This is a genomic window from Streptomyces sp. NPDC037273, assembly GCF_055603625.1.
Map to the genome: position 1 here is coordinate 330,774 of NZ_JBVJVO010000002.1, position 23,406 is coordinate 354,179.

Annotated in this window: 21 protein-coding genes and 1 riboswitch; of the genes, 6 read left to right on the forward strand and 15 right to left on the reverse strand. The window is 71.0% G+C overall.

Annotated features, from left to right (window positions below; all coding sequences use genetic code 11):
- Positions 1-15: 15 nt before the first annotated feature.
- Both ACZ7G1_RS06690 and ACZ7G1_RS06695 read right to left on the reverse strand, forming a co-directional pair.
- Positions 16-456 carry an SRPBCC family protein gene (locus tag ACZ7G1_RS06690; protein ID WP_470874437.1) on the reverse strand — a complete coding sequence of 147 codons (441 nt, stop codon included), beginning with the start codon at positions 454-456 and terminating at the stop codon, positions 16-18.
- Between the two features lie 90 nt (positions 457-546).
- Positions 547-1,314: a metallophosphoesterase family protein gene (locus tag ACZ7G1_RS06695; protein WP_470874435.1), complete on the reverse strand. Its 768-nt coding sequence runs from the start codon at positions 1,312-1,314 to the stop codon at positions 547-549.
- A gap of 256 nt (positions 1,315-1,570) precedes the next feature.
- Between ACZ7G1_RS06695 and ACZ7G1_RS06700 the strand changes: the two genes are divergently transcribed.
- A complete protein-coding gene (locus ACZ7G1_RS06700; RefSeq protein ID WP_470874433.1) occupies positions 1,571-3,367 on the forward strand; it encodes an AMP-dependent synthetase/ligase in 1,797 nt (598 codons plus the stop codon).
- 63 nt (positions 3,368-3,430) lie between these two features.
- On the opposite strand, the gene ACZ7G1_RS06705 is transcribed toward ACZ7G1_RS06700, so the two are convergent.
- Positions 3,431-4,573: a glycosyltransferase family 4 protein gene (locus ACZ7G1_RS06705; RefSeq protein WP_470874432.1), complete on the reverse strand. Its 1,143-nt coding sequence runs from the start codon at positions 4,571-4,573 to the stop codon at positions 3,431-3,433.
- 102 nt (positions 4,574-4,675) lie between these two features.
- On the opposite strand from ACZ7G1_RS06705, the gene ACZ7G1_RS06710 reads away from it, so the two are divergent.
- Together ACZ7G1_RS06710 and ACZ7G1_RS06715 are read left to right on the forward strand one after the other, a co-directional pair.
- Complete coding sequence (locus ACZ7G1_RS06710; protein WP_470874430.1) at positions 4,676-5,950, forward strand: glycosyltransferase 87 family protein; 1,275 nt, start codon at positions 4,676-4,678, stop codon at positions 5,948-5,950.
- Between the two features lie 57 nt (positions 5,951-6,007).
- Positions 6,008-7,471 carry a DUF2079 domain-containing protein gene (locus ACZ7G1_RS06715; RefSeq protein ID WP_470874429.1) on the forward strand — a complete coding sequence of 488 codons (1,464 nt, stop codon included), beginning with the start codon at positions 6,008-6,010 and terminating at the stop codon, positions 7,469-7,471.
- Between the two features lie 12 nt (positions 7,472-7,483).
- On the opposite strand, the gene ACZ7G1_RS06720 is transcribed toward ACZ7G1_RS06715, so the two are convergent.
- The 5 genes from ACZ7G1_RS06720 to ACZ7G1_RS06740 all read right to left on the reverse strand — a co-directional run bounded on the left by ACZ7G1_RS06720 (position 7,484) and on the right by ACZ7G1_RS06740 (position 12,921).
- Positions 7,484-8,710, reverse strand: coding sequence for a hypothetical protein (locus ACZ7G1_RS06720; protein WP_470874427.1), 1,227 nt, complete (start codon positions 8,708-8,710; stop codon positions 7,484-7,486).
- Positions 8,711-8,758: 48 nt separating this feature from the next.
- On the reverse strand, positions 8,759-9,784 hold the full coding sequence (locus ACZ7G1_RS06725; RefSeq protein ID WP_470874426.1) for a C40 family peptidase: 1,026 nt from the start codon (positions 9,782-9,784) through the stop codon (positions 8,759-8,761).
- 201 nt (positions 9,785-9,985) lie between these two features.
- Positions 9,986-11,023, reverse strand: a complete 1,038-nt coding sequence (locus ACZ7G1_RS06730) for a C40 family peptidase (protein ID WP_470874424.1) — start codon at positions 11,021-11,023, stop codon at positions 9,986-9,988.
- A gap of 257 nt (positions 11,024-11,280) precedes the next feature.
- Positions 11,281-12,645: an NYN domain-containing protein gene (locus ACZ7G1_RS06735; RefSeq protein ID WP_470874422.1), complete on the reverse strand. Its 1,365-nt coding sequence runs from the start codon at positions 12,643-12,645 to the stop codon at positions 11,281-11,283.
- 33 nt (positions 12,646-12,678) lie between these two features.
- Positions 12,679-12,921 carry a hypothetical protein gene (locus ACZ7G1_RS06740; protein WP_389224189.1) on the reverse strand — a complete coding sequence of 81 codons (243 nt, stop codon included), beginning with the start codon at positions 12,919-12,921 and terminating at the stop codon, positions 12,679-12,681.
- A gap of 158 nt (positions 12,922-13,079) precedes the next feature.
- Here ACZ7G1_RS06740 and ACZ7G1_RS06745 point away from each other — a divergent pair, with 158 nt between their 5' ends.
- On the forward strand, positions 13,080-13,814 hold the full coding sequence (locus tag ACZ7G1_RS06745) for a rhomboid family intramembrane serine protease (RefSeq protein WP_470874420.1): 735 nt from the start codon (positions 13,080-13,082) through the stop codon (positions 13,812-13,814).
- Positions 13,811-14,092, forward strand: coding sequence for an Lrp/AsnC family transcriptional regulator (locus tag ACZ7G1_RS06750; protein ID WP_017238849.1), 282 nt, complete (start codon positions 13,811-13,813; stop codon positions 14,090-14,092). The genes ACZ7G1_RS06745 and ACZ7G1_RS06750 overlap by 4 nt, the downstream gene beginning before the upstream one ends.
- A gap of 71 nt (positions 14,093-14,163) precedes the next feature.
- Here ACZ7G1_RS06750 and ACZ7G1_RS06755 read toward each other — a convergent pair whose 3' ends face one another.
- The 6 genes from ACZ7G1_RS06755 to ctaE all read right to left on the reverse strand — a co-directional run bounded on the left by ACZ7G1_RS06755 (position 14,164) and on the right by ctaE (position 21,360).
- Positions 14,164-15,558, reverse strand: coding sequence for an aminotransferase class V-fold PLP-dependent enzyme (locus ACZ7G1_RS06755; RefSeq protein WP_470874419.1), 1,395 nt, complete (start codon positions 15,556-15,558; stop codon positions 14,164-14,166).
- Positions 15,559-15,789: 231 nt separating this feature from the next.
- A riboswitch (SAM riboswitch) is annotated at positions 15,790-15,906 on the reverse strand.
- An 82-nt stretch (positions 15,907-15,988) separates the two neighbouring features.
- Entirely contained in the window at positions 15,989-17,053 is a 1,065-nt protein-coding gene (trpD, locus tag ACZ7G1_RS06760) for an anthranilate phosphoribosyltransferase (RefSeq protein ID WP_470874417.1), read from the reverse strand.
- A gap of 132 nt (positions 17,054-17,185) precedes the next feature.
- Positions 17,186-18,808 (reverse strand): cytochrome bc1 complex cytochrome b subunit, encoded by a 1,623-nt coding sequence (qcrB, locus tag ACZ7G1_RS06765; RefSeq protein ID WP_470874416.1) that lies wholly within the window; start codon positions 18,806-18,808, stop codon positions 17,186-17,188.
- Complete coding sequence (qcrA, locus tag ACZ7G1_RS06770; RefSeq protein ID WP_470874414.1) at positions 18,805-19,857, reverse strand: cytochrome bc1 complex Rieske iron-sulfur subunit; 1,053 nt, start codon at positions 19,855-19,857, stop codon at positions 18,805-18,807. The genes qcrB and qcrA overlap by 4 nt, the downstream gene beginning before the upstream one ends.
- Positions 19,854-20,663: a cytochrome bc1 complex diheme cytochrome c subunit gene (gene qcrC, locus ACZ7G1_RS06775; protein ID WP_470874412.1), complete on the reverse strand. Its 810-nt coding sequence runs from the start codon at positions 20,661-20,663 to the stop codon at positions 19,854-19,856. Before qcrC ends, qcrA begins: the two co-directional genes overlap by 4 nt.
- A gap of 76 nt (positions 20,664-20,739) precedes the next feature.
- On the reverse strand, positions 20,740-21,360 hold the full coding sequence (gene ctaE, locus ACZ7G1_RS06780; protein WP_041128837.1) for an aa3-type cytochrome oxidase subunit III: 621 nt from the start codon (positions 21,358-21,360) through the stop codon (positions 20,740-20,742).
- A 202-nt stretch (positions 21,361-21,562) separates the two neighbouring features.
- On the opposite strand from ctaE, the gene ACZ7G1_RS06785 reads away from it, so the two are divergent.
- Positions 21,563-21,964: a response regulator transcription factor gene (locus ACZ7G1_RS06785; protein WP_470874410.1), complete on the forward strand. Its 402-nt coding sequence runs from the start codon at positions 21,563-21,565 to the stop codon at positions 21,962-21,964.
- A gap of 24 nt (positions 21,965-21,988) precedes the next feature.
- Here the strand turns inward: ACZ7G1_RS06785 and ACZ7G1_RS06790 are convergent, their stop codons facing one another.
- Complete coding sequence (locus ACZ7G1_RS06790) at positions 21,989-23,245, reverse strand: L,D-transpeptidase (protein WP_470874409.1); 1,257 nt, start codon at positions 23,243-23,245, stop codon at positions 21,989-21,991.
- Positions 23,246-23,406: the final 161 nt, after the last annotated feature.

A 23,406-nucleotide genomic window follows, 5' to 3' on the forward strand; every position in this document is an offset into this window, starting at 1 on the left:
GCGCCCTCCGAGGGGTCACGCGCCGGATTCGACGCGCTTCTTCAGGCCGTCGAGGGCGCGGTCGATGATGACCTTCTCGGCCTTGCGCTTGATCATGCCGAGCATGGGGATCTTGACGTCGACGGTGAGCTGGTAGGTGACCTCGGTGCGGTCGGCGCCGAGCGGCTTGAGCAGGTAGGAGCCGTCGAGGGAGCGGAGCATCTGCGACTTGACCAGGGTCCAGCTGACCTCGTTGTCACCGGTCCAGGTGTACGCGAGGGTGTGGTCGTCCCGGATGGCGCCGGCGTCGAGGAGGAGCCTGACCTTCTCGGCGCGGCCGGCGTCGTCGGTCTCCAGGACCTCGGCCTCCTTCACCTCGCCGGTCCACTCGGGGTAGCGGGCGAAGTCGGCGATCACACCCATGACGTCGGCCGGCGCCGCCTCGATGGTGATGCTCGAGCTGGTGTGTTCGGCCATCGCTGTGGCTCCTCCACGGTGCGTTCCGGCGGAAGTGAAAGGGCACAGACGTGCCTTTGGGAAGGCTATCGCGCCGCGGCTGCGCCCCTGTCACCACTCCAGGGCGTAGGGCTTTCCGGTCGAGGCGAAGTGGCCGACGTTCACGCACTCGGTCGAGCCGATCCGCATGCGCCGGGCGAGCGGCTGGTGGACGTGGCCGAAGAGGGCGTAGCGGGGCCGGGTGCGGCGGATGGTGTCGAGCAGGGCCCGGCTGCCGCGCTCGAAGCGGCGGGCGACGGTGTCGTACGTCAGTTCCGGCACGTCCGGCGGGATGTGGGAGCAGAGGACGTCGACGTCCCCGAGCGCCTCGACCTTGGCCGCGTACTCCTCGTCGGAGATCTCGTACGGGGTGCGCATCGGGGTGCGCAGGCCGCCGCCGACGAAGCCGAAGGTCAGGCCGCCGAGCTCGACGCGCTCGCCGTCGAGGACGGTGGTGCCGGGTCCGGCGAACTCGGGCCAGAGGCGGGGGATGTCGACGTTGCCGTAGGTGGCGTAGGTGGGGGTGGGGAAGGCGGCGAAGAGTTCGGCGTACTGGCGGCGTACGGCGGCCTCGATGGCGGTCTCCCGGTCGACGTCGAGTCCGGCCCAGAGGCTGCGCCCCAGGTCCCGGGCCTCGTCGAAGCGGCGGGCGGTGCGCAGCTCGACCAGCCGGTCGGCGTTCTCCGTACCGAAGAGGTCGGGGAAGATGCCGCGGCTGTGGTCGGCGTAGTCGAGGAAGAGGACCAGGTCACCGAGGCATATCAGGGCGTCGGCGCCCTCCCCCGCCCGGGCGAGGTCTTCGGCGTTGCCGTGTACGTCACTGACCACATGGACTCGCATGAGCCCCACCTTAGGGGGTGTCACCTGCGGTTACTTGGGAGTCGCGAAACCGGTGGATTACTGTGCGCAGAGCACCGTCACGCATGTGTGACGCACGGAACATCTGGCCGGGACCCCCTATCGGGAACCATGTACTGGTGGGTAACGTCCGGGCAGTCCAGTCGTGCTCACCCCCACTGAGCACCTGCCCGATCATGGACTTCACCGGTGCATCACACAGAGCCGTGGCGCCGGCGCCCGATGAGGAGCAGCAGTCTTGCGCGAGTTCAGCCTTCCGGCCCTGTACGAGGTCCCCGCGGACGGCAACCTGACGGATCTCATCCGCCGCAACGCCTCCCAGCACCCAGACGTCGCCGTGATGGGGCGCAAGGTCGACGGCGCCTGGACGGACGTCACGGCCACGCAGTTCCTCGCCGAGGTCCGCGGCGCCGCCAAGGGTCTGATCGCCGCCGGCGTCGAGCCGGGCGACCGGGTCGCGCTGCTCTCCCGCACCCGCTACGAGTGGGTCCTCCTCGACTTCGCGATCTGGAGCGCGGGCGGCGTCACCGTGCCGGTGTACGAGACGAGCTCGCCGGAGCAGATCCAGTGGATCCTCGGCGACTCGGGCGCGAAGGCCGTCGTGGTGGAGAGCGGCGCGCACGAGGAGTCGGTGGCCTCCGTCCGGGCGAACCTGCCGGAGCTCACGACCGTGTGGCGGATCGACACCGACGCCGTCGCCCGGCTCACCGCCGAGGGCGCGGACGTCTCCGACGAGCTGCTCGACGAGCGCATGTCGGCGGCGAACGCGGACGACCCGGCGACGATCGTCTACACCTCGGGCACGACCGGCCGCCCCAAGGGCTGCGTCCTGTCCCACCGTGCCTTCTTCGCCGAGTGCGGCAACGTGGTGGAGCGCCTCAAGCCCCTCTTCCGTACCGGCGAGTGCTCGGTGCTGCTCTTCCTGCCGGCCGCGCACGTCTTCGGGCGGCTCGTCGAGGTCGCGTCGATCATGGCGCCGATCAAGCTGGGCTGCGTACCGGACATCAAGAACCTCACCGACGAGCTGGCCTCGTTCCGGCCGACGCTGATTCTGGGCGTGCCGCGCGTCTTCGAGAAGGTCTACAACTCGGCGCGGGCGAAGGCCCAGGCCGACGGCAAGGGCAAGATCTTCGACAAGGCCGCGCACACGGCCATCGCGTACAGCCGGGCGATCGGCACCCCCCAAGGCCCGTCCTTCGGTCTCAAGCTGAAGCACAAGGTCTTCGACAAGCTCGTCTACAGCAAGCTCCGCGCGGTGCTCGGCGGGCGCGGCGAGGCCGCGATCTCCGGCGGCGCCCCGCTGGGCGAGCGGCTCGGCCACTTCTTCCGCGGCATCGGCTTCACCGTCCTGGAGGGCTACGGCCTGACGGAGTCGTGCGCGGCGACCGCCTTCAACCCGTGGGACCGGCAGAAGATCGGCACGGTCGGCCAGCCGCTGCCCGGCTCGGTCGTCCGGATCGCCGACGACGGCGAGGTCCTGCTGCACGGCGAGCACATCTTCTCGCGGTACTGGAACAACGAGGCGGCCACCGCCGAGGCGCTCGCCGACGGCTGGTTCCACACCGGCGACATCGGCACCCTCGACGAGGACGGCTACCTCGCCATCACCGGCCGCAAGAAGGAGATCCTGGTGACGGCGGGCGGCAAGAACGTCGCCCCGGCCGTCATCGAGGACCGCATCCGGGCGCACGCGCTGGTCGCGGAGTGCATGGTGGTCGGCGACGGCCGTCCGTTCGTCGGCGCGCTCGTCACCATCGACGAGGAGTTCCTGGGCCGCTGGGCCACCGAGCACGGCAAGCCCGCCGGCTCCACCGCCGCCTCCCTCCGCGAGGACGCCGACCTCATGGCCGAGGTCCAGCGGGCCATCGACGACGGCAACGCGGCGGTCTCCAAGGCCGAGTCCGTCCGCAAGTTCCGCATCCTGCCCGCCCAGTTCACCGAGGAGGCGGGCCACATCACCCCGTCCCTCAAGCTGAAGCGCAACGTCGTCGCGAAGGACTTCGCCGACGAGATCGAGGCGATCTACTCCAAGTAGGGGTGGACAGAGAGGGGCCCGGGGCGACGCGATCGCCCCGGGCCCCTCCGCTTTCTCCGCGCCTCACAGCAGCTCGCGCAGCCGTTCCGCGAGAAGGTCCCAGCGCCACTTCTCCTCGACCCAGGCGCGGCCCCTCGCGCCCATCCGGGCGCGGAGTTCGGGGTCGAGGAGGAGGGTGGTGACGCGGTCGGCGGTGTCCTCGGCGGACTCGCCGCGGACCACCCAGCCGGTCTCGCCGTCGAGGACGGCGTCGGGCGCGCCGCCGGAGTCGCCGGCGACGACGGGGAGGCCGGTGGCGGAGGCTTCGAGGTAGACGATGCCGAGGCCCTCGACGTCGAGGCCGCCGCGCCGGGTGCGGCACGGCATGGCGAAGACGTCGCCGGCGCCGTAGTGGGCGGGGAGTTCGGACCAGGGGACGGCGCCGGTGAAGCGCACGGATCCGGCCACGCCGGTCTCGGCGACGAGGCGGTGCAGGTCCTTCTCGTACGGGCCGCCGCCGACGATCAGGAGGACGGCGTCCGGCACCCGGCGGAGGATCGCCGGCATCGCCTCGATCAGGGTGTCCTGCCCCTTGCGGGGGACGAGCCGGGAGACGCAGACGACGACGGGACGGTCGCTGAGCCCGAGGCGGGCGCGGACCTCGTCGCCGCCGGAGCCGGGGTGGAAGGTCTTCTCGTCGACGCCGGGCGGGAGCTGGACCATGCGGCCGGCCGCGGCGGGCGTGAGGGCGGACGCGATCCGGGAGCGGGTGTACTCGCCGAGGTAGGTGAGGGTGTCCGTGCCCTCGCCGATGCGGCGCAGCAGCTGCCGGGCGGCGGGGAGCTGGGCCCAGCCGGCCTCGTGGCCGTGGGTGGTGGCGACGAGCCGCCGGGCGCCCGCCTTGCGGAGGGCGGGGGCCATCAGGCCGAGCGGGGCGGCCGCGCCGAACCAGACCGACTCGCAGCCGTGCTCGCGGAGCAGCGCGCCGGCGCGGGCCGTGACCCGGGGGGTCGGCAGCAACATGGTGGTGCGATCCCGGACGACCGTGAAAGGCTGTTCGGCGTCGAACGCCGCCGTCGCCTCGGTCCCCTCGCGGCCACGCTTCCACGTGGAGGCGTAGACCACGATCCGGTCCGGGTCCAGGCGGAGTGCCATGTTGTGCAGGAAGGCCTGGATTCCACCGGGACGGGGCGGGAAGTCGTTGGTTACGATCAGGGTCTTGTGCATCGTGGCCGACAGTACCGCGAGCACACCCGGCGCCCGGCACCACCACTTCCTCCCTCACCACTTCCGCGCGAGCGAGCCGACAGGACAGGAACCAGGACGGTCATGACGGGCGCAGCGGGCACCGGCTCCCGCGTACACCTGCGACTACCGCTCGTGCTCTGGGCCCTCACCCGGGTCGTCCTGCTGCTGTGCGTCTTCAGGGTGGTGGTGGTCCCGGGTCCGGACGTGACGCGCGAGGTCGGGGAGATCTACCAGGGCTGGTCCGAGGTCCTGGGGTCGGGCACGTATCCGCTGGCCGACGCGACCTGGCAGTATCCGCCGGCCGCCGCGTTCGCGATGCTCGCCCCCGAACTGCTGCCGTTCCTCGGCTACTCGGCCGCGTTCTTCGTCCTGGCGTTCCTGTGCGACGCCTTCGTCTTCGGGCTCCTGGTGCGCACGGGCCGCCGGCCGGGCCGTTCGATGCGGGGGGCCTGGCTGTGGCTGGCGGCGGTCGCGCTGCTCGGCCCGACCGCGTACGCCCGCTACGACATCATGGTGGCGGCCGTGGCGGTGGCGGCGCTCCTCGCCGCCGTCCGCAGTCCGCGGACGCTCGGTGTGCTCGCCGGTTTCGGGGCGATCCTCAAGGTGTGGCCCGCGCTGCTGCTCGCGGGCACCCCGAAGGGGCCGCTGACGTGGCGCTGCTGGCCGGTGGCGGCGGGCGCGGGGGCCGGGGTCCTGCTGCTGTGCGCGCTGTGGATGCCGGGGTCGCTGGCCTTCCTCTCGTACCAGAGCGAGCGGGGCACGGAGGTCGAGTCGCTGGGCGCGATGGTGTTCCACGTGGCCCGGCACTTCGGCTGGGACGGCGTGGCGCGGATGAACTACGGCTCGATGGAGTTCATCGGCCCGTACGTCCCGTGGGTGTCGGCCGCCTCGATGGGGCTGACGGTCGCCGCGTTCGGCTGGCTGGCGCTGTGGCGGTTCAAGGCCCGGCGTTTCGTGTCCTCGACGACGGCGGACGCGGCCTTCGTGGCGGTGCTGCTCTTCACGGTGACGAGCCGGGTGATCTCGCCGCAGTACATGATCTGGCTGGTGGCCCTGGCCGCTGTCTGTCTGGCCTACCGGTCGAGCAGGATGCGGCGCCCGGCCCATCTGGTGCTGTGGGCGACGGCGGTGACGCAGTTCGAGTTCCCCGTCTGGTTCTGGCACGTGACCGAGAGCGATCCGCTGGGCATCGGGGTCCTGTTCCTGCGCAACGGCCTGCTCGTGGCCGCCGCGTTCTCCGCCTGCCGCTGTCTGTGGCGGCACACGGTGACCGAGGCGGGCGTGGTGCGGATTCCGGTCCCGGCGGACCGGCCGGAGCGCGAGAAGGTCCTGACGGGTTCGGTCCGATCGCCTTGAAGGACGCCGGTGCTACCCTGATGGACCTTTGTCTCCCTGTTAGGTTCCCCTGCTGACATGAATATCCCGGGCCTCTCGGTCGACACGCTTCAGCGGCGCACGGGGACATGGGGTGCCGGGCGGACCGCGGAGGAATCGCGGGAGACCTCGGCGGGGAAATTCACGAAGGCGTCCTGGCTGGTGGCCGGCGCCTTCTTCACGGTCTATCTGCTGATTTCGGCGCGGCGTCACGCGACGAACCTGTCGACCGGCTACGACCTGGGGATCTTCACCCAGATCGTGCGGTCCTACGCCGAGCTGACCGCCCCGTATTCGGCCCTCAAGGGGCCCGGTTACAACACCCTCGGGGATCATTTCCACCCGATCCTGGCATTGCTCGCGCCCTTCTACAGAGTCTTTCCCTCCGCCTACACGCTGCTGGTCTGTCAGGCGGCGCTCGTCGCCTTCTCCGTCGTCCCGTTGATGAAGTGGGCGCACGACGTCCGGGGCCGGAAATTCGCCTACTGGGTCGGGGTGTCGTACGGCGCTTCCTGGGGCCTCGCCAAGCTGATGTCCTTCGACTTCCACGAAGTCGCCCTCGCCGTACCGCTGCTGTCGCTGTCGCTCTGCGCCGCCGGACGGGGCAGGTGGCGGGCGGCTCTGCTGTGGTCGCTGCCGCTGGTCCTGGTCAAGGAGGACCTGGGGCTCACGGTCGCCGCGATCGGCGCCTACGCGGCCTGGAAGGGGCCGCGCCTCGCGGGGCTCGCGGTCGCCGCCTTCGGGGCCGCCGCGACGGCGCTGGAAATGCTGGTGATCCTGCCGTACTTCAACCCCGTCGGGAAGTTCGCCTACTGGCCGACCCCGACCGCGGAGGAGACCAGTCTGCTGATGCAGGCCGCCGAGGCCTTCTGGCCGCCGGTCAAGTGGCTCACCGTCCTGATGATCGTCGCCCCCACCGGCTTCCTCGCCCTCCGCTCCCCGATCGTGCTGGTCGCCCTGCCGACCCTGGGCTGGCGCTTCACCTCGGACAACCCGTACCACTGGGGAACGGGCTTCCACTACAGCGCGGTCCTGATGCCCATCGCCTTCGCCGCCGCCGTGCACGCGGTCGCCTCGGGCCGGGTCACCGCGCGCGCCCTGCTGCCCGCCTGTGTCATCGGGGCGGTGACCACGTCCGTCACCTTCTTCACCCACCCCCTGCACGAGCTCGTCCTCCCCCGGACCTGGACCGAGTCGGCCCATGTCAGGACGGCGGACGAGCTCCTCGCGAAGATCCCCGACGACGCGACCGTCGCCGCCTCCAACCAGCTGGCCGCCCAGCTCGTGGACCGCACCACCGTCAGCGAGATCTGCCTCTTCCCCCGCTCGTTCCCCCCGTCCGAGCCTCCCCAGTGGCTGATCTACGACGCCACCGACCTCACCGACCCGGACTGCGCGACCGGCATGGAGATGGAAGCCGCCACCCCGGACGTCCCCGGCTACCGCCTGGTCGAACGCCGCGACGGCATCACGCTCTTCACCAGGACCGGCGCCGGCTCCTAGGCCGGACACGTCCTAGGACTCCGCGTCGCCGAGCCGCTCCGCGAGGTACGCGCGCCAGTCGGCGGTGAACCGCTCCGGGGTGGTGCCCAGGACGTCCTGGAGGGCCTTCTCGACCGCGCCCTCGCGGGCCGGGTGGGCGCCCACCGCGCGGTAGAACTCGGTGAGCTTGTCGGCGCCCCAGCGGTCGGCGATCAGTTCGCAGGCGAGCCAGCCGCCTTCGTAGGCCCGCGCGAGGGCGTCCGCGTCGCCGCCGAAGGCGAAGGCGGAGTCGTCCGGGAGCGCGGCGGGCAGCTCGCCCGCGCGGACCGCGCGGCGGAGTTCGGGCGCGGCCTGGGCGGGGGTGCGGCCGGTGCCCCGGTAGGCGACCCAGTCGGCGAGGCCCTCGGAGAGCCAGACCGGGGTGGCCCTGGTGGTCTGGACGCGGGTGGCGACGTGGGTGGTCTCGTGGGTGAGGACGAGCTGCCTTCCGAAGGCCCCGAGGACGGTGTACGCGTCCGGGTTGACGATCACCCGGTCCGCGGGCGCCAGCGGGCCGCCGCCGGTCTCGCCGGTGGTGACGGCGGCTATCCCCCGGTAGTCGGCGGCCGGTCCGCCGAGGAGCCGGCCCATCGCCTCGACCGACTCGGGCACCAGGACGACGATCCGGCCCGCCCAGTTGCCGTGCCAGGCGTTCCCGACCGCGGGCACCGCCCGGTCGGCCGCCGCCGCGATCTCCCGCAGCCGCTCCGTGCTCTGCCCGACGCCGAGGACGAGGCTGCGGCGGCCCGCCACCGTCCGCACCTCGCCCTGCTGCCACAGCTGCTGGGGGGCGCCGTCGGCGGCGCGGTCACCGGTGACGTACCAGCGGCCGTCCCGTTCGACGAGGTCGAGGACGCGTTCGGTGGTGGCGGGCCCGGAGTCGTAGCCCTTGATCCGGTAGCCGAGCTCGACCTCGGCGGTGGCCCTGCCCTCGCCGGTCCGGTCGACGTCGGTGACCCGGTAGTCGAGGCCGCCGAGCGGGATCTCCGCGAGCCGGTCGAACTCGGTGCGGGCGGCCGGTGCGAGCGCCGGGTCCAGGGCCGCGAGGTATCCGGCCTCGTCGCGGTCGAGCAGGGCCCTCGCGTGCCGGTCCAGGAGGCTCTGGATCTCCCGGGACGACGGGTCGGCGGGCTCCGGGGCCGTACAGCCGCCGAGGGCGAGCAGGACGGCCGTCGCGCACACGACCGCGCCGCGCGCCGCTCCACTCCCCTGACCTGCCACGCCCTCGATCGTACGGTCGGGACGGCCGGACGCGCCTCCGGTCCGGTGTCAGACCCGGGTCACCGTGACGTGGGACATCATGTTCACCGGGTCGTAGCGGACCCGGGCGCCCGGGTAGGGGGCGTGGATGACCTGTCCGTTGCCGGCGTAGATCCCGACGTGGCTGGCGTCACCGCGGTAGGTGACCAGGTCGCCGGGCTGCGCCTGCGAGAGGGGCACCCGGCGGCCGGCGTACCGCTGCGCGGACGAGGTGCGCGGCAGGCTGATGCCGGCCTGGCGGTACGACCAGACCATCAGGCCCGAGCAGTCGAAGGCGGACGGCCCGGTCGCGCCCCACACGTACGGCTTGCCGATGGCGCTGCGGGCGGCGATGACCGCCGCGGCGGCCCGCGAGGAGGCCGGGCCGAGGTCGGCGAGGGGCGGCAGCTCCTCGGCGGGCCCGCCGTCGCGTCCGCCGTCGCGGGAGGCCCGGTCGAAGTCGGCGCGCTCCTCGGCGGTGAGGGAGGCGAGGACCCGGCGGGCCTCGGCGAGCTTGCGCTCGACGGTGAGCTTGTGGCGGGCGACCTCGGCGCGGCTGCGCTCCAGTTCGCCGAGGGCCGCGCGGGCCTCGGTGCGCTTCTGGTTCAGCCGGCGCTGCTCGCGCTGGAGTTCGCCGAGTGCGGCGCCCTGGCGGGCGGTGACCCGGTCGAGGGCGGAGGCGCGGTCGAGGTAGCTGTCCGGGTCGGAGGAGAGCAGCAGGGCGAGGGCGGGGTCGATGCCGCCGGAGCGGTACTGGGCGCCGGCGACCGAACCGAGCGCGCCCCGCATGCGGTTGATGCGCTCCTGGCCGCGGGCGAGGCCGTCGCGGGCCTCGGCGACCGTGCGGCGCAGCGCGTCCGCCTTCTCGTCCGCGCGGTTGTAGCCCTCGGTGGCCTTCTCCGCCTCCTCGAAGAGGCGGTCGACGGTGGCCCGGGTGGCCGCGGGGCCCGCCCCGGGGTCGGCGCTCGCGGGGACGGCCCCGAGGGACGCCGCCGCGGTGGCCGCGGCGGCGGCGGTGAGGACGGTGACCCTGGCGGGTCGGCGGTGGGACGCCACGAATTCGCGCTCCGTTCGGCTCGACGCAGACTGGCGCGGCAGACAGTAGCCGCTGATCACTCCGCGTCCAACGAAGGCGCCGGGCACACAAAGTGACGCCCCGCCGGAGAACACAGGTCACCGGCGGGGCGTCAGGTCAGTGCGCGTCGTGGCAAACCACCCGATTGGGCGGCACGTCACGGCGGTTCGTGCGGGGGTGCGTCAGCTTCCGATGCGGACGCCGAACTGGAACGACCCCATGGTGTTCATGGACTCGTAGCGCACGTAGGCGCCCGAGTAGGGGGCGTGCAGGACGGTGTTGTTGCCCGCGTACAGGCCGACGTGCTGGAGGCCGTTGAAGAAGACCAGGTCGCCGGGCTTGAGCTGGCTGCGGCCGATCTTCGTGCCGTCGTTCTGCTGGGTGTACGTGGTGCGGCTCAGGTCGATGCCCGCCTTGCCGTACGCCCACTGGGTCAGACCGGAGCAGTCGAACGAGTTGGGGCCCTCGTGGCCGGAGACGTACGGCATGCCGACCCGGGTGTCCGCGGCGGCGAGGGCGGCGGCGCCGAAGCCGTTGGAGGGGGCCTCGTTGCCGAGGTCGACCCGCTGGCCGGCGTCGCGGCTGGCCCGCTGCTCCTGCTCCCGCAGCTTGGCCTTCTCGGCGGCGGTGAGGGTGTTGAGGAGCTTCTGCGCCTCGGCCAGCTTGGCCTGGAACTTCTTCTTCTTGGCGCCGAGGGTCTTGCGGACGTCCTCGAGGTCGGCCAGCTTCGTGGTGGCCTCGGCCCGCTGCTGGGCGAGCGTGCGCTGCTTGGCCTGGATCGAGGTGAGCACGTCGGCCTGCTGGGCGCTCAGCTGGTCGATCGCGGACGCCTTGTCGAGGTAGGTGTCCGGGTCGGCGGAAAGGAAGAGCTGGAGCGCCGGGTCGATGCCGCCGGAGCGGTACTGGGCGCTGGCGACCGAACCGATCTGGTCGCGCAGGGTGTTGAGCTCCTGCTGGCCGCGGGCGACCTTGTCCTGCAGGTTGCCGATCTCCGTCTGCAGCTTGCCGCGGCGCTCCTCGGCCAGGTTGTACTGCTCCGTGGCCTCTTCGGCCTCGTGGTGCAGCTTGTCGACCTTCGACTTGACGTCGTCGATCTTCGGGTTGGCGGGAGCCGCCTGGGCGCCGGACTGGGCGGTGAAGGCCACGGCGGCGGCCGCGGTCACGGTGAGCACGGTCACACGGGCGCGGCTCGGCTGCTTGGGTCGACGGTGGGACGCCACGAAGGCGATCTCCTTCTTCCTCAGAGCCGCCCAACCGGTCAGGGGCAGGCGGTTCCTCCGCCGCCACCCCGGATGGGTGATCAACCGCGCGAAGGTTCGAAGCCCGACCCTAGTGACCGAGTTGTGATCAGTTCAAATCCCACCGGCAAAAATATCGCTCACGCAGCACTTTGTTTACACGCACCGCACGGGCAGTGATGGCCACTTGACGGTCTGCCATCCAGAATTCGGGCAAAACGGCTACGGGTTGCGATGTGTCACGAGAGGCGCGAAAGCCGCTTCAGCAACAAGACGGACGCCACCGGCCTCGCCCCCGCCTTCGCGACCCCGTCGGCCACCTCGCGGTCCGTGGAGACCACCACGACCGGCCGCCCCGGCGGCTCCGCCCGCACCAGCTGACGGATCAACTCGTCCGCCGTGACGCCGGGCTTGGAGAACAGCACCCGCACCCCGCGCGGCGGCGCGAGCAGCACCGGCGCCGCCAGCTCCGCCCCGTCGAAGACGCAGGTGACCTCGGCGCCCGAGCGGGCCGCGAGGGCCGAGAGGCCGCCGAGCAGCCGCAGCCGCTGCTTCTCCAACGGCATGGTCGGATAACCGGTCTTGGTGACGTTGTAGCCGTCGACGACCAGATGCGCCTGCGGCAGCGCGAGGAGCTGGTCGAGCAGCGCCGGGTCGGTCTCGGAGAGCGCCCGCGCCGCGATGTCCTTCGGGGACATCCGCCCCGGCTCCACCGCGTCGACCGTGTCCGCCGGGTGCACCGAGACCGGCGGCAGGGCGAGTTCGCGGCGCAGGCCCTGGGCCGCGTCGAGGACGGTGTCCAGGAGCAGCCGCAGTCGCATGTCCTCGACCGAGCGTCCCTCGCGGGCGGTCCGCCGGCTCGCCTCCAGGGCGGCCTCGACCTCGCCGAGCCGCGCCTTGAGCCGCCGGTTCTCGCTCTCCGCGGAGGACAGCTGGGCCGCCCCCTCCGCGCGTACGGCGTCGATCTCGCCCTGGGCGCGCCGGAGCGCCGCCTCGCCGCGCTTCACGTCGCTCTGGGCGCTGCGCAGCTTGCGGTGAAGCGATTCCGCTTCCTTGCGGGCCGCTTCGAGGTCGTGGCGCAGCTGCTCGGTCTCGCCCCGGGAGCGGTCCTTGGCGGCGTGCAGCTCCTCGCGCAGCCGCTCCAGCTCCCGCCGGCCCGCCTCGTCGGCACGCTCGGCGTCGACCCGCTGGGCCTCCTCGCCCGCGGCGGCCACGAGCTTGACCCAGCCGGGCGGGCGCAGCACATAGGCGGCGGCGGCCACGTCGACGGGGTCGGCGGCGGCGGGCGGGGTGCCGGTCTCCACGGCGCCGGCCAGCTCGGGCTGGCCCTGCTTGAACCGCTCGCCGATCCGCTGCCGGAACAGCGGGTCGCTCTCCAGGGCGGCCGCCATCGCGTTGCCGGCGAACTTGGCCCGCCGGCTCGCCGTGAAGCGGGCGTACTGCCGCAGGGGTGCGGGGAGCTCCGCGACGGTCAGTCCGCCGAAGGCGTCGGCGACCAGCGCGACGACCCGCCGCCGTACGCCCTCCGGCAGTGGGTGGTCGAGCGTCTCGGCAGCGTCACCTGCCGCGCCGGCCGGCTCTCCACCGTGCGCGGGCTGCTCCACGATCCGTCACCCCTATGTCGTCCGCACCAGCCCTCAGGAGGCGGTGCCCGGCCTGTCCACCAGTTCGATCTGGTCCACCGCGTTGCACCAGCGGCAGCGGACCGACTCGATGGTCTCACTGACCACCTGACGCTCCTCGACCGTCGGGTCTCCCGCGAGGTCCAGATGGACGTACTCCACGACCTTCGAGGAGCGCGTCACGTCGAAGCGGGTCAGGTTGCCGCAGAGGGTGCAGCGCCAGCGGGTCTCATCGGTCGGCAGGGGAACCGTCGTCATCGGTCCGTCCTTCTTCCTGTCGTGTCGTACCAGGTGCGGGAGCCGCGGTGCGCCGTCGAACTGCGGTCGTCGTGCCCGTAACCCTACGGCCTCCCCGGTACCCCGGGGCACGGCGAGGCACTCTGTCCAGTTCGGCCCCGGTACGCCATGATCTGTCCATGATCGACTGGCGAGGAGCGGCCCGCGGCGCCTGGCGTGGCGCGCGCAAGGGGCCCACGGTGACCTACGGACTGATCGCCGCCTGCGGTCTCCTCTTCCTGGTCAGTCCCGTCTCCGGGGTCAATCCGGTGTACGGCTCCGGGGACGCGCTGCTCGCCGCGCAGGGCGCGTACTTCCGCCGCTGGGGCGTCGTCCCCGCCGAGCTGACGAGCGGCGAGCCGCACGCCCTCATCACCCCGCTGACCGCGCTCTTCGTCCACGGCAGCTGGCTGCACCTGCTCGGCAACATGCTCTTCCTGTACGTCTTCGGGGCGATGGTCGAGGAGCGCATGGGCCCGGCCGGCTTCGCCGTCTTCTACCTGGGCACCGGCTATCTGGCGCTGCTCGGGTACGCGGTGGCGCACGCGGAGAGCGAGCAGACCCTGGTCGGGGCGTCGGGGGCGATCTCGGCGGTGCTCGGGGCCTTCCTCTTCCTCTTCCCGCGCGCCCGGGTGACCAGCCTCTTCCCCTTCCTCCTCTTCCTTCCGCTGCGCTTCCCCGCCTGGATCGTGCTGATCTTCTGGTTCGTGCTCCAGTGGCTGGCCGCGCGCGCGGCGGGGCCGGGCCCCGGCGTCGCCTACCTGGCCCACGTGGTGGGCTTCTCGGTCGGCTTCCTCTACGCCTGGGGGTGCTACCGGGGTGGGGATAGAGTGAAGGCACCAGCCGCGGCGACCGAGGGAGATAGCCAGCCGTGATCACCGCGATCGTGCTCATCAAGACCAGCGTGGACCGGATCCCCGAGATCGCCGAGTCGATCGCCGCGCTCGACAGCGTCAGCGAGGTCTTCTCGGTGACCGGCACGTACGACCTCATCGCGATGGTCCGGGTGCCCCGCCACGACGACCTGGCGGACGTGATCCCCGGTCGCATCAGCAAGATCCCGGGCGTCGAGGCCACCGACACGCACGTGGCCTTCCGTACGTACTCCCAGCACGACCTGGAGGCGGCCTTCGCCATCGGCCTGGAGTCCTGAGACCCGGACCGCCGGACATATGAAGGGGGCCTCCCGTCCGGGAGGCCCCCTTCACCCGTACGAGTGACCAATCAGCCGCGGTCCGGGACGCAGCGGCCGTCCTCGGTGCGGTACTTCCACTGCGCGCCGTCCCGGACGAGCTCCTTCACGGCGCTGACGAACCGCTCCACGTGCTCGTCCGGCGTACCGGCGCCGAAGCTCACCCGGATGGCGTTGAGCGAGCGCTCCCCCGGGGCCGCCTCGGGGGCGCCGCACTCGCCGACGTCCTGCGGGTCGCTGCCGAGCAGGGTGCGGACCAGCGGGTGGGCGCAGAAGAGGCCGTCGCGGACGCCGATGCCGTACTCGGCGGAGAGCGCGGCGGCGAAGTGGGAGCTGTTCCAGCCCTCGACGACGAAGGAGATGACGCCGACGCGGGGCGCGTCGTCGCCGAAGAGGGAGAGCACGCGCACCTCCGGGACCTCGGCGAGACCGGCGCGGACCGTGTCGATGAGGTGCTGCTCGCGGGCGACGAGCTGGTCGAAGCCGGCCTCGGTGAGCGCCTTGCAGGCGGAGGCGATGGAGTAGACGCCGATGACGTTCGGGGAGCCGGCCTCGTGGCGGGCCGCGGTGGTGTGCCACTCGACGTCCACGCCGCCGTCGGCGCGGCGGGCCACCTTGCGGGAGGCGCCGCCGCCCGCGAGGTAGGGCTCGGCGTCCTGGAGCCAGTCGGCGCGGCCGGCGAGGACGCCGGAACCGAAGGGCGCGTACAGCTTGTGCCCGGAGAAGGCGACCCAGTCGACGTCCAACTCCTTGACGGAGACGGGGTGGTGGGGCGCGAGCTGGGCGGCGTCGAGGACGATCCGGGCGCCGTGGGCGTGCGCGGCGGCGGCGAGCTCCTTCACCGGCCAGAGCTCTCCGGTGACGTTCGAGGCGCCGGTGACGCAGACGAGGGCCGGGCCGTAGGGGTCACGGTCGGCGAGGGCGCGCTCCAGGGTCTCGACGGCCTGGGCGGGGGTGCGGGGCGCGTTGAGGTAGCTGACGCGGGCGTCCTGCCAGGGCAGCAGCGAGGCGTGGTGCTCGGTCTCGAAGACGAAGACCTCGCAGTCGGCGGGGATGGTCCGGGCGAGCAGGTTGAGCGAGTCGGTGGTGGAGCGGGTGAAGACGACCTGGTCGTCGGGCCGGCAGTCGAGGAACTCGGCGACGGTGACCCGGCTGTTCTCGAAGAGGTCGGTGGAGAGCTGGGAGAGGTAGCCGGCGCCGCGGTGGACGCTGCCGTAGTACGGGGCGTACGCGGCGACGTCGTCCCACACCCGCTGGAGGGCCGGGGCGCTGGCCGCGTAGTCGAGCGCCGCGTAGGTCACCTCGCCGCCGGTGACGAGCGGGACGGTCACGTCCCGGCCGAGGACGGGCAGCGGGGCGGCGCAGCAGGGGTCGGCGGACTCGGCGGCGGCGGACTCGACGGTGGCGGCGTTCGGGCGTGCGGACATGGCGGTATCTCCCGGCGGGCGGTGCGGAATGGCTTCGGTGGATCCCGTACGCGGCCGGGTGCGGCGGGGTACGGGTGATGCCTCGGAGACGGCGTGGGTACGTCGAAGGCGTACGCGGGTACGCGGAAGTGACCCTGTTCCGAGGGTGAAGTAGGGGCGGAGTCGCCCTATCGCATTCGCTTGCTCACGGAAAACGCTCCTCGAGAGACCAGGACCCCTGGTGTGTCGAGGGGTCCGCGCTTGCCGTAGACCTCGCTGCCTACGGCCTGGTCTTCACCCGGGGCACCCCGCCACGGACGGAGGGTTGCCGGACAGCAAGCCGGGGCTTCACAGCTGTCACTCATGACCTGCCGAAGATCCTGCCACATGATCGCCGAAACGCAAGACCCCGGTCCGCATGCTGGACCGGGGCCGGCGTGAAGCGCGCGGATCAGGCGTTGCTGGCGGCGATCCAGCGCTCGAGGGAGTGCCGGGCGGCACCGGAGTCGATCGACTCGGCGGCCTTCGCGATGCCCGCGGCCAGCTGCTCCGCGAGGGTGCCCGAGCCGGGCTCGAAGGCGGTCAGCGCCGCGGCGGCGTTGAGCAGCACCGCGTCCCGGACCGGGCCGGTCTCCCCCGCGAGCAGCCGGCGCGCCACATCGGCGTTGTACGAGGCGTCCGCGCCGCGCAGCGCCTCCAGCGGTACGAGGTCGATGCCGACGTCCCGCGGGTCGAAGCGCTCCTCGGTGACGGAGCCGTCCCGGACCACCCAGACCCGGGAGGTGCCGGTGGTGGTCAGCTCGTCCAGGCCGTCGTCACCGCGGAAGACGAGCGACGAGTTGCCGCGCTCGGCGAGGACTCCGGCCACGATCGGCGCCATCCGCGGGTCGGCGACGCCGACGGCCTGGGCCCCTACGTTGGCCGGATTGGTCAGCGGGCCCAGGACGTTGAAGGTGGTCCGGATGCCGAGCTGGCCGCGGGCCGCGGCGACGTGCCGCAGCGAGGGGTGGAACTTCACCGCGAAGCAGATGGTGATGCCGGCTTCCTCGGCGACCTCGGCGACCCGCCGCGGGGTGAGGTTCAGGTTGATGCCGAGCTTCTCCAGGACGTCGGAGGAGCCGGAGGCGGAGGAGGCGGCGCGGTTGCCGTGCTTGACGACCTTCGTGCCGGTGCCGGCGACGACGATCGACGCCATCGTGGAGATGTTCACCGTCTTGGCGCCGTCGCCGCCGGTGCCGACGATGTCGACGGCCCGGCCCGGCACCTCGATGACGTTGGCGTGCGCGTACATGGTCCGTACGAGACCGACGATCTCCTGCACGGTCTCGCCCTTGGCCCGCAGCGCCACCATGAACCCGGCGATCTGGGCGTCGGTCGCCTCGCCGCTCATGATGAGGTCCATCGCCCAGGCCGTGTCGTCGGCCGTGAGGTCCTTGCCTTCGAGCAGGCCGTTCAGCAGGACGGGCCAGGAGCGGCCCGCCGACGTAGGTCCTCCAGCGGGGGTCGCAGCGCTCATGGCAGCTCCTGGTGATCGTGACGGATACGGTCCCACCCTATCGAGCCGGAGGGACGGCAAAGAGCCCCGTCCATCGAATGGACGGGGCTCTCGCCGTGGCGACCTCAGAAGGTGATCAGGAGGTCGAGGTGATCAGTGGTGGCCGTGGCCGCTCTGGATCTCCTTGTACTCCTCGGCCGTCGGCTTGGCGATCTGGCTGTCGCCGCCGTAGTAGCCCTTGTTGAGCTTGACCCGGAGCTTCTCCAGGGCGCCGACCTTGCGCTCCACACCATTCTCGTCGACGGCCGGCGGAAGCTCCGCGGCGTCGTACTGCTCGTGAGCGGTGAGGCGGTGCAGCTCGCCCTGGCTGAGCGGCTGGTGGACCTCGACGAACTCACCGTGCGGCAGGCGCTTGATGATGCCCGACTCGCGGCCGTGCAGCACCTTGTCCTTGTCGCGGCGCTGGAGGCCGAGGCAGATCCGCTTGGTGGCGATGAACGCGATGACCGGACCGACGAAGAAGAAGATCCGCACGAACCAGGTGATCGAGTTCAGCGACAGGTGGAAGTGGGTCGCCCAGAGGTCGTTTCCACCACCCACGAGCATGATCATGTACGCGGTGATCCAGGCGACACCGAAGGCGGTGCGCGTCGGAGCGTTGCGCGGGCGCTGCGCGATGTGGTGCTCGCGCTTGTCGCCGGTGATCCAGGACTCGATGAACGGGTACACCGCGATGGCCGCGAGGACCGCCGGGAAGATCGCCAGCGGGATCATCACGCCCAGGACCAGCGTGTGGCCCCAGAGGTTGATCTCCCAGCCCGGCATGACACGGATCAGACCCTCGGCGAAGCCCATGTACCAGTCGGGCTGGGCGCCGGTGGACACCTGGTCCGGGCGGTACGGGCCGATGGCCCAGATCGGGTTGATCGAGGCGATCGCCGCGATGACCGCGATGACACCGAAGACCAGGAAGAAGAAGCCTCCGGCCTTGGCCATGTAGACCGGCAGCAGCGGCATGCCCACGACGTTCTTGTTCGTACGGCCGGGGCCGGCGAACTGCGTGTGCTTGTGGAAGAACACCAGGATGAGGTGGGCCACCACGAGGCCGAGCATGATGCCGGGCAGCAGCAGCACGTGGGCCGAGTAGAACCGGGCCACGAAGTCGCCGCCGGGGAACTCGCCGCCGAACAGGAACATCGACAGGTACGTGCCGATGACCGGCACGGACAGGATCGCGCCCTGCATGAAGCGGACACCGGTGCCGGAGAGCAGGTCGTCCGGGAGCGAGTAACCGGTGAAGCCGGTGAACATGCCCAGGAAGAACAGCAGGAAGCCGAACAGCCAGTTGATCTCACGCGGCTTGCGGAACGCGCCGGTGAAGAAGACGCGCATCATGTGCACGAACATGCCGGCGAGGAAGATCAGCGCCGCCCAGTGGTGGATCTGCCGGATGAGCAGACCGCCACGGACCTCGAACGAGATGTGCATCGTCGAGTTGAACGCCTCGGACATCAGCTGTCCCTGGAGCGGGACGTACGGTCCGACGTACTCCACCTCGTTCATCGACGGGTGGAAGAACATCGTCAGATAGACGCCCGTCAGGATGATGATGAGGAAGCTGTAGAGGCAGATCTCGCCCAGCATGAAGGACCAGTGGTCCGGGAAGATCTTCCGCATGTTGGCCTTGGCCAGCGTGTAGATCCCCAGGCGGCCGTCGGCCCAGTCGGCGACCCGCTCACCGGCGGGCGCTTTCTTGGTGTCTGTCACGGTGCTCATCCGCGCTCCCAGAAGGCAGGACCGACGGGCTCGTCGAAGTCGCCGAGCGCCTCAAGGAAGCCCTTGTCATTCACACCGATCCGCAGCTGCGGAAGGGCGTGACCGGCCGGGCCGAAGATGACGCGGGCGCCGTCGGAGAGGTCGAAGGTGGACTGGTGGCACGGGCAGAGCACGTGGTGCGTCTGCTGCTCGTACAGGGAGATCGGGCAGCCCACGTGGGTGCAGATCTTCGAGAAGGCGACGATGCCCTCGTGCGACCACTCGAGCTCGCGCTTGTCCTTGATGTCCTCCGGCTGGATCCGGACGATCATCAGGGCGGCCTTGGCGATCTCGGTCTGGAAGTGGTGGTCGTGCTCCGAGAGACCCTCGGGCATCGCGAACGTCAGCGAACCGACGGCGACGTCCTCGGGACGCAGCGGCTCGTTGGTGTTCATGTTGATGAGCTGAAGACCCTTGGCCCACATGGTGGTCCGGAGCTTCTTCTCGGGCAGCGGGCCCATGTCACGCAGCAGCACGATGCCGGAGAGCGGGACGAGGGACAGCGCGCCGAACATCGTGTTGCGGATGAGCTTGCGACGACCCATGCCGGACTCGGCGGCACCGGCCGCGAAGTCCGCCATGACCTTCGCCTTGGTCTCCGGGTCGGCCTGGATCGGGTGCCGCTCGTCCGCGATCTCGACGTCGGACATCAGGGTGCGGGCCCAGTGGACCGCGCCCGCGCCGATGAAGAACAGAGCGAGACCGAGGGTCCAGCCCAGGGCGAAGTTGAGCGCGGACACCCGCCCGAACGGGAAGATGTACACGATCTTGTCGACCGGGAAGATCACGTACGAGGCGATGAAGCCGATCGTGGCCAGCATCGACAGCGTGAACATGAACGCGACCGCGCGCTCGGACCGACGGGCGGCACGCTCGTCGATGTCCTGGATGCGCGGCTTGTGGGGCGGGAGGCCCGGGTCGGCGAACGGGTCGTCGGCGACCTTCACCGCGCCGTGCGCGGTGTCCTGCCCTGCCGGCAGGTTCTCTTCTGGAATCTCTTGGCTACTCATGACTTCTTGGCCTTAGCGGTGTGGGCCGCGACCCAGATGGCAACTGCGATCAGCGCACCCAGACCGAAGATCCAGGCGAACAGGCCCTCGCTGACGGGGCCGAGGCCACCGAGCTTGAGACCGCCCGGGTTGTCGGCCTTGTCGCTGTTGACGGCCTGGACGTACGCGATGATGTCCTTCTTCTCCTTCTCCGGCATGGTCGTGTCCGGGAAGGAAGGCATGTTCTGCGGGCCGGTCTGCATGGCCTCGTAGAGGTGCTTCGGGCTCACGCCTTCGAGGCTCGGGGCGTACTTGCCGTAGGTCAGCGCGCCACCCTCACCGGTGAAGTTGTGGCACTGGGCACAGTTGGTGCGGAACAGCTCGCCACCCTTGGCGATGTCGGCACCGTCAGGGCTGTACTGGCCCTCGGTCGGCGTGATCGCACCGGCACCGAGAGAGGCGACGTACGCCGCGAGCTGATCGATCTCAGCCTGCGAGTAGATGACCTTCTTCTTCGGGACCTGGGCGCCCGGCTGCTGGGCCGGCATACGACCGGTGCCGACCTGGAAGTCGACCGCGGCCGAGCCGACGCCGACGAGGGACGGGCCGTCAGAGGTGCCCTGACCGCCGGTTCCGTGGCAGCTGGCGCAGCCGACGGAGTAGAGCTTCTTGCCCTCCTCGATGGCGAGGGACTGGGCGGTTTCATCGGCCTTCGCCGTGCCCGCGGGCGCGAACGCGGCGTACAGCCCCCCAGTGGCCGCCAGCGCGAGAAGTAGGACGACGACCGCCGCCAGCGGATGGCGTCGTCGTGCGGAGAGCTTTTTCACGGATTACCCCGGTGTCAGGATCTTCTGCGTCGATGCTTGCTGGATGTCTCGGTCCGCCGGTGTCCGGCGGCGCCGATTACTTGATCATGTAGATCGTGGCGAAGAGGCCGATCCAGACGACATCGACGAAGTGCCAGTAGTAGGACACGACGATGGCGGCGGTTGCCTGCTCGTGAGTGAACCTCTTGGCGGCGTACGTCCGGCCGAGGACCAGCAGGAAGGCGATGAGACCGCCCGTCACGTGCAGTCCGTGGAAGCCGGTGGTCAGGTAGAACACCGTGCCGTACGGGTCCGAGGACAGCGAGAGGCCGTCCTTCTTGACCAGCTCGGTGTACTCGAAGACCTGGCCGCCGATGAAGATGGCACCCATCACGAACGTGATGATGAACCACGTCCGGAGCTTCTTCACGTCGCCCCGCTCAGCGGCGAAGACGCCGAGCTGGCAGGTGAGGGAGGAGAGCACCAGGATCGTGGTGTTGGTCGCCGAGAAGGGGAAGTTCAAGGCCGAGGCCTTTTCCGCCCAGAACTCGGGACCGGTCACCGATCGCAGGGTGAAGTACATCGCGAAGAGGGCCGCGAAGAACATCAGCTCGGAGCTCAACCAGATGATGGTTCCGACGCTGGTGAGGTTCGGTCGATTGACCGACGGGTGCGCGTGCCCTGTTTCTACTGTCGTTACTGTCGCCACGACCGACATTATGTCGGTCGCTTATCCCGCCCTCACTCCGGGGGGTGCCGTTCGGAGTGTCCGGGGGGCGTGTCCAGCCCGAACGGCCCAGTGGAAGGGCCCCGGAGCACCCTTCGAACAGGTGTTGAACGGGTGTTGACGGGGTGTGGACCGGAGTAGCATCCGGCGCATCGATCGACGACCATCCCACGGACTTCCACGCGGAGGAACGATGCAGTCGAGTGCCACGGTCCTGCTCTACAGCGACGACGCGAACACCCGCGAGCAGGTACGCCTCGCGGCCGGGCGCAGGCCGGCGGCCGACGTTCCCCCGGTCGAGTTCGTGGAGTGCGCGACGCTGCCGGCGGTGCTGAAGCGCCTGGAGGAGGGCGGCATCGACGCCTGCGTCCTCGACGGCGAGGCGGTGCCCGCGGGCGGCATGGGCGTCTGCCGCCAGATCAAGGACGAGGTCTTCCGCTGCCCGCCGGTGCTGCTGCTCATCGGCCGCCCGCAGGACGCCTGGCTGGCCACCTGGAGCCGCGCGGACGCCGCGGTCACCCTTCCGGTGGAACCGGTCGAGTTCGCGGCGTCCCTGGCCGCCCTCCTCCGCTCCCGCCTCTCGATCGACGCGTAGCGGGGGTTCGGACCGGGCGCTCGGTCAGAAGGACAGCGGCCTGAGGCGGGCCTTCTCCGTCGGGGCCACCGGGCTGCCGGCGGCTTCGACGAGGGCGCTGCCCCGGCGCCACTTGTCCCAGGGCATGTTCCAGTCCCCGAAGCCGTTTCCGAAGGTGTCCATGGTGTCGCCGTAGCTGTTGACGACGCGGACGATGTCGCCGGGGCGGACGGTCTCGTAGAACCAGGCCGCGTTCCCGGTCGACATGCCGACACAGCCGTGGCTGACGTTCGCCACGCCCTGGGAGCCGACCGACCAGGGCGCGGCGTGGACGTACTCGCCGCTCCAGGTGACCCGGGTGGCGTAGTAGACCGGCAGGTCGTACGACTCCGAGCTGCCCTCGGAGATGCCGATGCTGGTGCCCCGCATCCGGACGTAGTACTCCTTGCCGAGGATGACCTTGACACCGTTTCGGGTGGAGAAGCCCGGTTTGCCGGTGGTCACCGGAATGGTGTTGATCACTTCTCCGTTGCGCTTCACGGTCATGTAGTGCGACTCGGCGTCGGCCACCGCCTCGATGCGGTCGCCGATGGTGAGCTTCAGGGGCTTCGACGCGCCGCCGTAGAGCTTGTCGCCGACCTTGAGGCCGTCCAGGTTGCCGGTGACCGTGACGCGGGCGCCGGCGGGCCAGTACTCCTTCGGGCGGAAGTGCAGCTTCTTGTCGTCCACCCAGTACCAGGAGCCCTCGACGGCGGGCGTGGAGCGGACCTTGAGGGCCCGTTCGACGACCGCGCGGGCGTCCCGGTCCTTGACGGGGAGGCTGAGCTCGGCCGTGAGGGGCTGTCCGACGCCGTAGGTGCCCGCCTCGGGCCCGAAGGCCACGGTGAGGGCCCGTTTGGCCGGAGCCGTCTCGAAAGTGAACGTACGGGCGCCTGGGGCGCCGTCGTCGTCCTCGGTGGCCACCCGGACCGTGTAGCGGGCGCCGGCCGCGAGAGCGGCCGTGGAGCGCCAGCGGCGGCCGTCCGCGGTGAGTTCGCCGGCCAGGTGGTGTCCTGAGGCGTCGGTGGCGGTGACGTCGGTGATCCGGCCCTCGTCGCCCTTGGCGGTGATCTCCAGGGGCTTCTCGGGGTTCGCCTTGGCTCCGTCGGCGGGGGCGCTGACCGCGAGCTGGTCGGCCGCGTCATAGGCCTTCGCCGACAGCGGATGGCCGTCGGAGCCCGCACAGGCCGTGGCGGCCGCTGTGACGGTGACGGCCAGAAGAGTGCAGCTCAGAACAGTCCGAATGCGCGGCGTGTCGTTCATGACTTCACGCTAAGGACAATCCTCGCCGCCAGCGCGCCGAGTGCTGCAAAAGAGGGGGGGGGGGGGGGGGGGGGGGGGGGGGGGGGGGGGGGGGGGGGGGGTGTGGTTCCCCCATAACAAGCCCGAGGGCTCGAAGGCAAAAGAGAGAGAGGGGGGGTGTG

Coding starts and splice junctions, on each gene's coding strand:
- ACZ7G1_RS06690 (WP_470874437.1), bottom strand. CDS start 456: ATGGCCGAACACACCAGCTCGAGCATCACCATCGAGGCGGCGCCGGCC.
- ACZ7G1_RS06695 (WP_470874435.1), bottom strand. CDS start 1,314: ATGCGAGTCCATGTGGTCAGTGACGTACACGGCAACGCCGAAGACCTC.
- ACZ7G1_RS06705 (WP_470874432.1), bottom strand. CDS start 4,573: ATGCACAAGACCCTGATCGTAACCAACGACTTCCCGCCCCGTCCCGGT.
- ACZ7G1_RS06710 (WP_470874430.1), top strand. CDS start 4,676: ATGACGGGCGCAGCGGGCACCGGCTCCCGCGTACACCTGCGACTACCG.
- ACZ7G1_RS06715 (WP_470874429.1), top strand. CDS start 6,008: ATGAATATCCCGGGCCTCTCGGTCGACACGCTTCAGCGGCGCACGGGG.
- ACZ7G1_RS06740 (WP_389224189.1), bottom strand. CDS start 12,921: ATGACGACGGTTCCCCTGCCGACCGATGAGACCCGCTGGCGCTGCACC.
- ACZ7G1_RS06745 (WP_470874420.1), top strand. CDS start 13,080: ATGATCGACTGGCGAGGAGCGGCCCGCGGCGCCTGGCGTGGCGCGCGC.
- ACZ7G1_RS06755 (WP_470874419.1), bottom strand. CDS start 15,558: ATGTCCGCACGCCCGAACGCCGCCACCGTCGAGTCCGCCGCCGCCGAG.
- trpD (WP_470874417.1), bottom strand. CDS start 17,053: ATGAGCGCTGCGACCCCCGCTGGAGGACCTACGTCGGCGGGCCGCTCC.
- qcrB (WP_470874416.1), bottom strand. CDS start 18,808: ATGAGCACCGTGACAGACACCAAGAAAGCGCCCGCCGGTGAGCGGGTC.
- qcrA (WP_470874414.1), bottom strand. CDS start 19,857: ATGAGTAGCCAAGAGATTCCAGAAGAGAACCTGCCGGCAGGGCAGGAC.
- ctaE (WP_041128837.1), bottom strand. CDS start 21,360: ATGTCGGTCGTGGCGACAGTAACGACAGTAGAAACAGGGCACGCGCAC.
- ACZ7G1_RS06785 (WP_470874410.1), top strand. CDS start 21,563: ATGCAGTCGAGTGCCACGGTCCTGCTCTACAGCGACGACGCGAACACC.
- ACZ7G1_RS06790 (WP_470874409.1), bottom strand. CDS start 23,245: ATGAACGACACGCCGCGCATTCGGACTGTTCTGAGCTGCACTCTTCTG.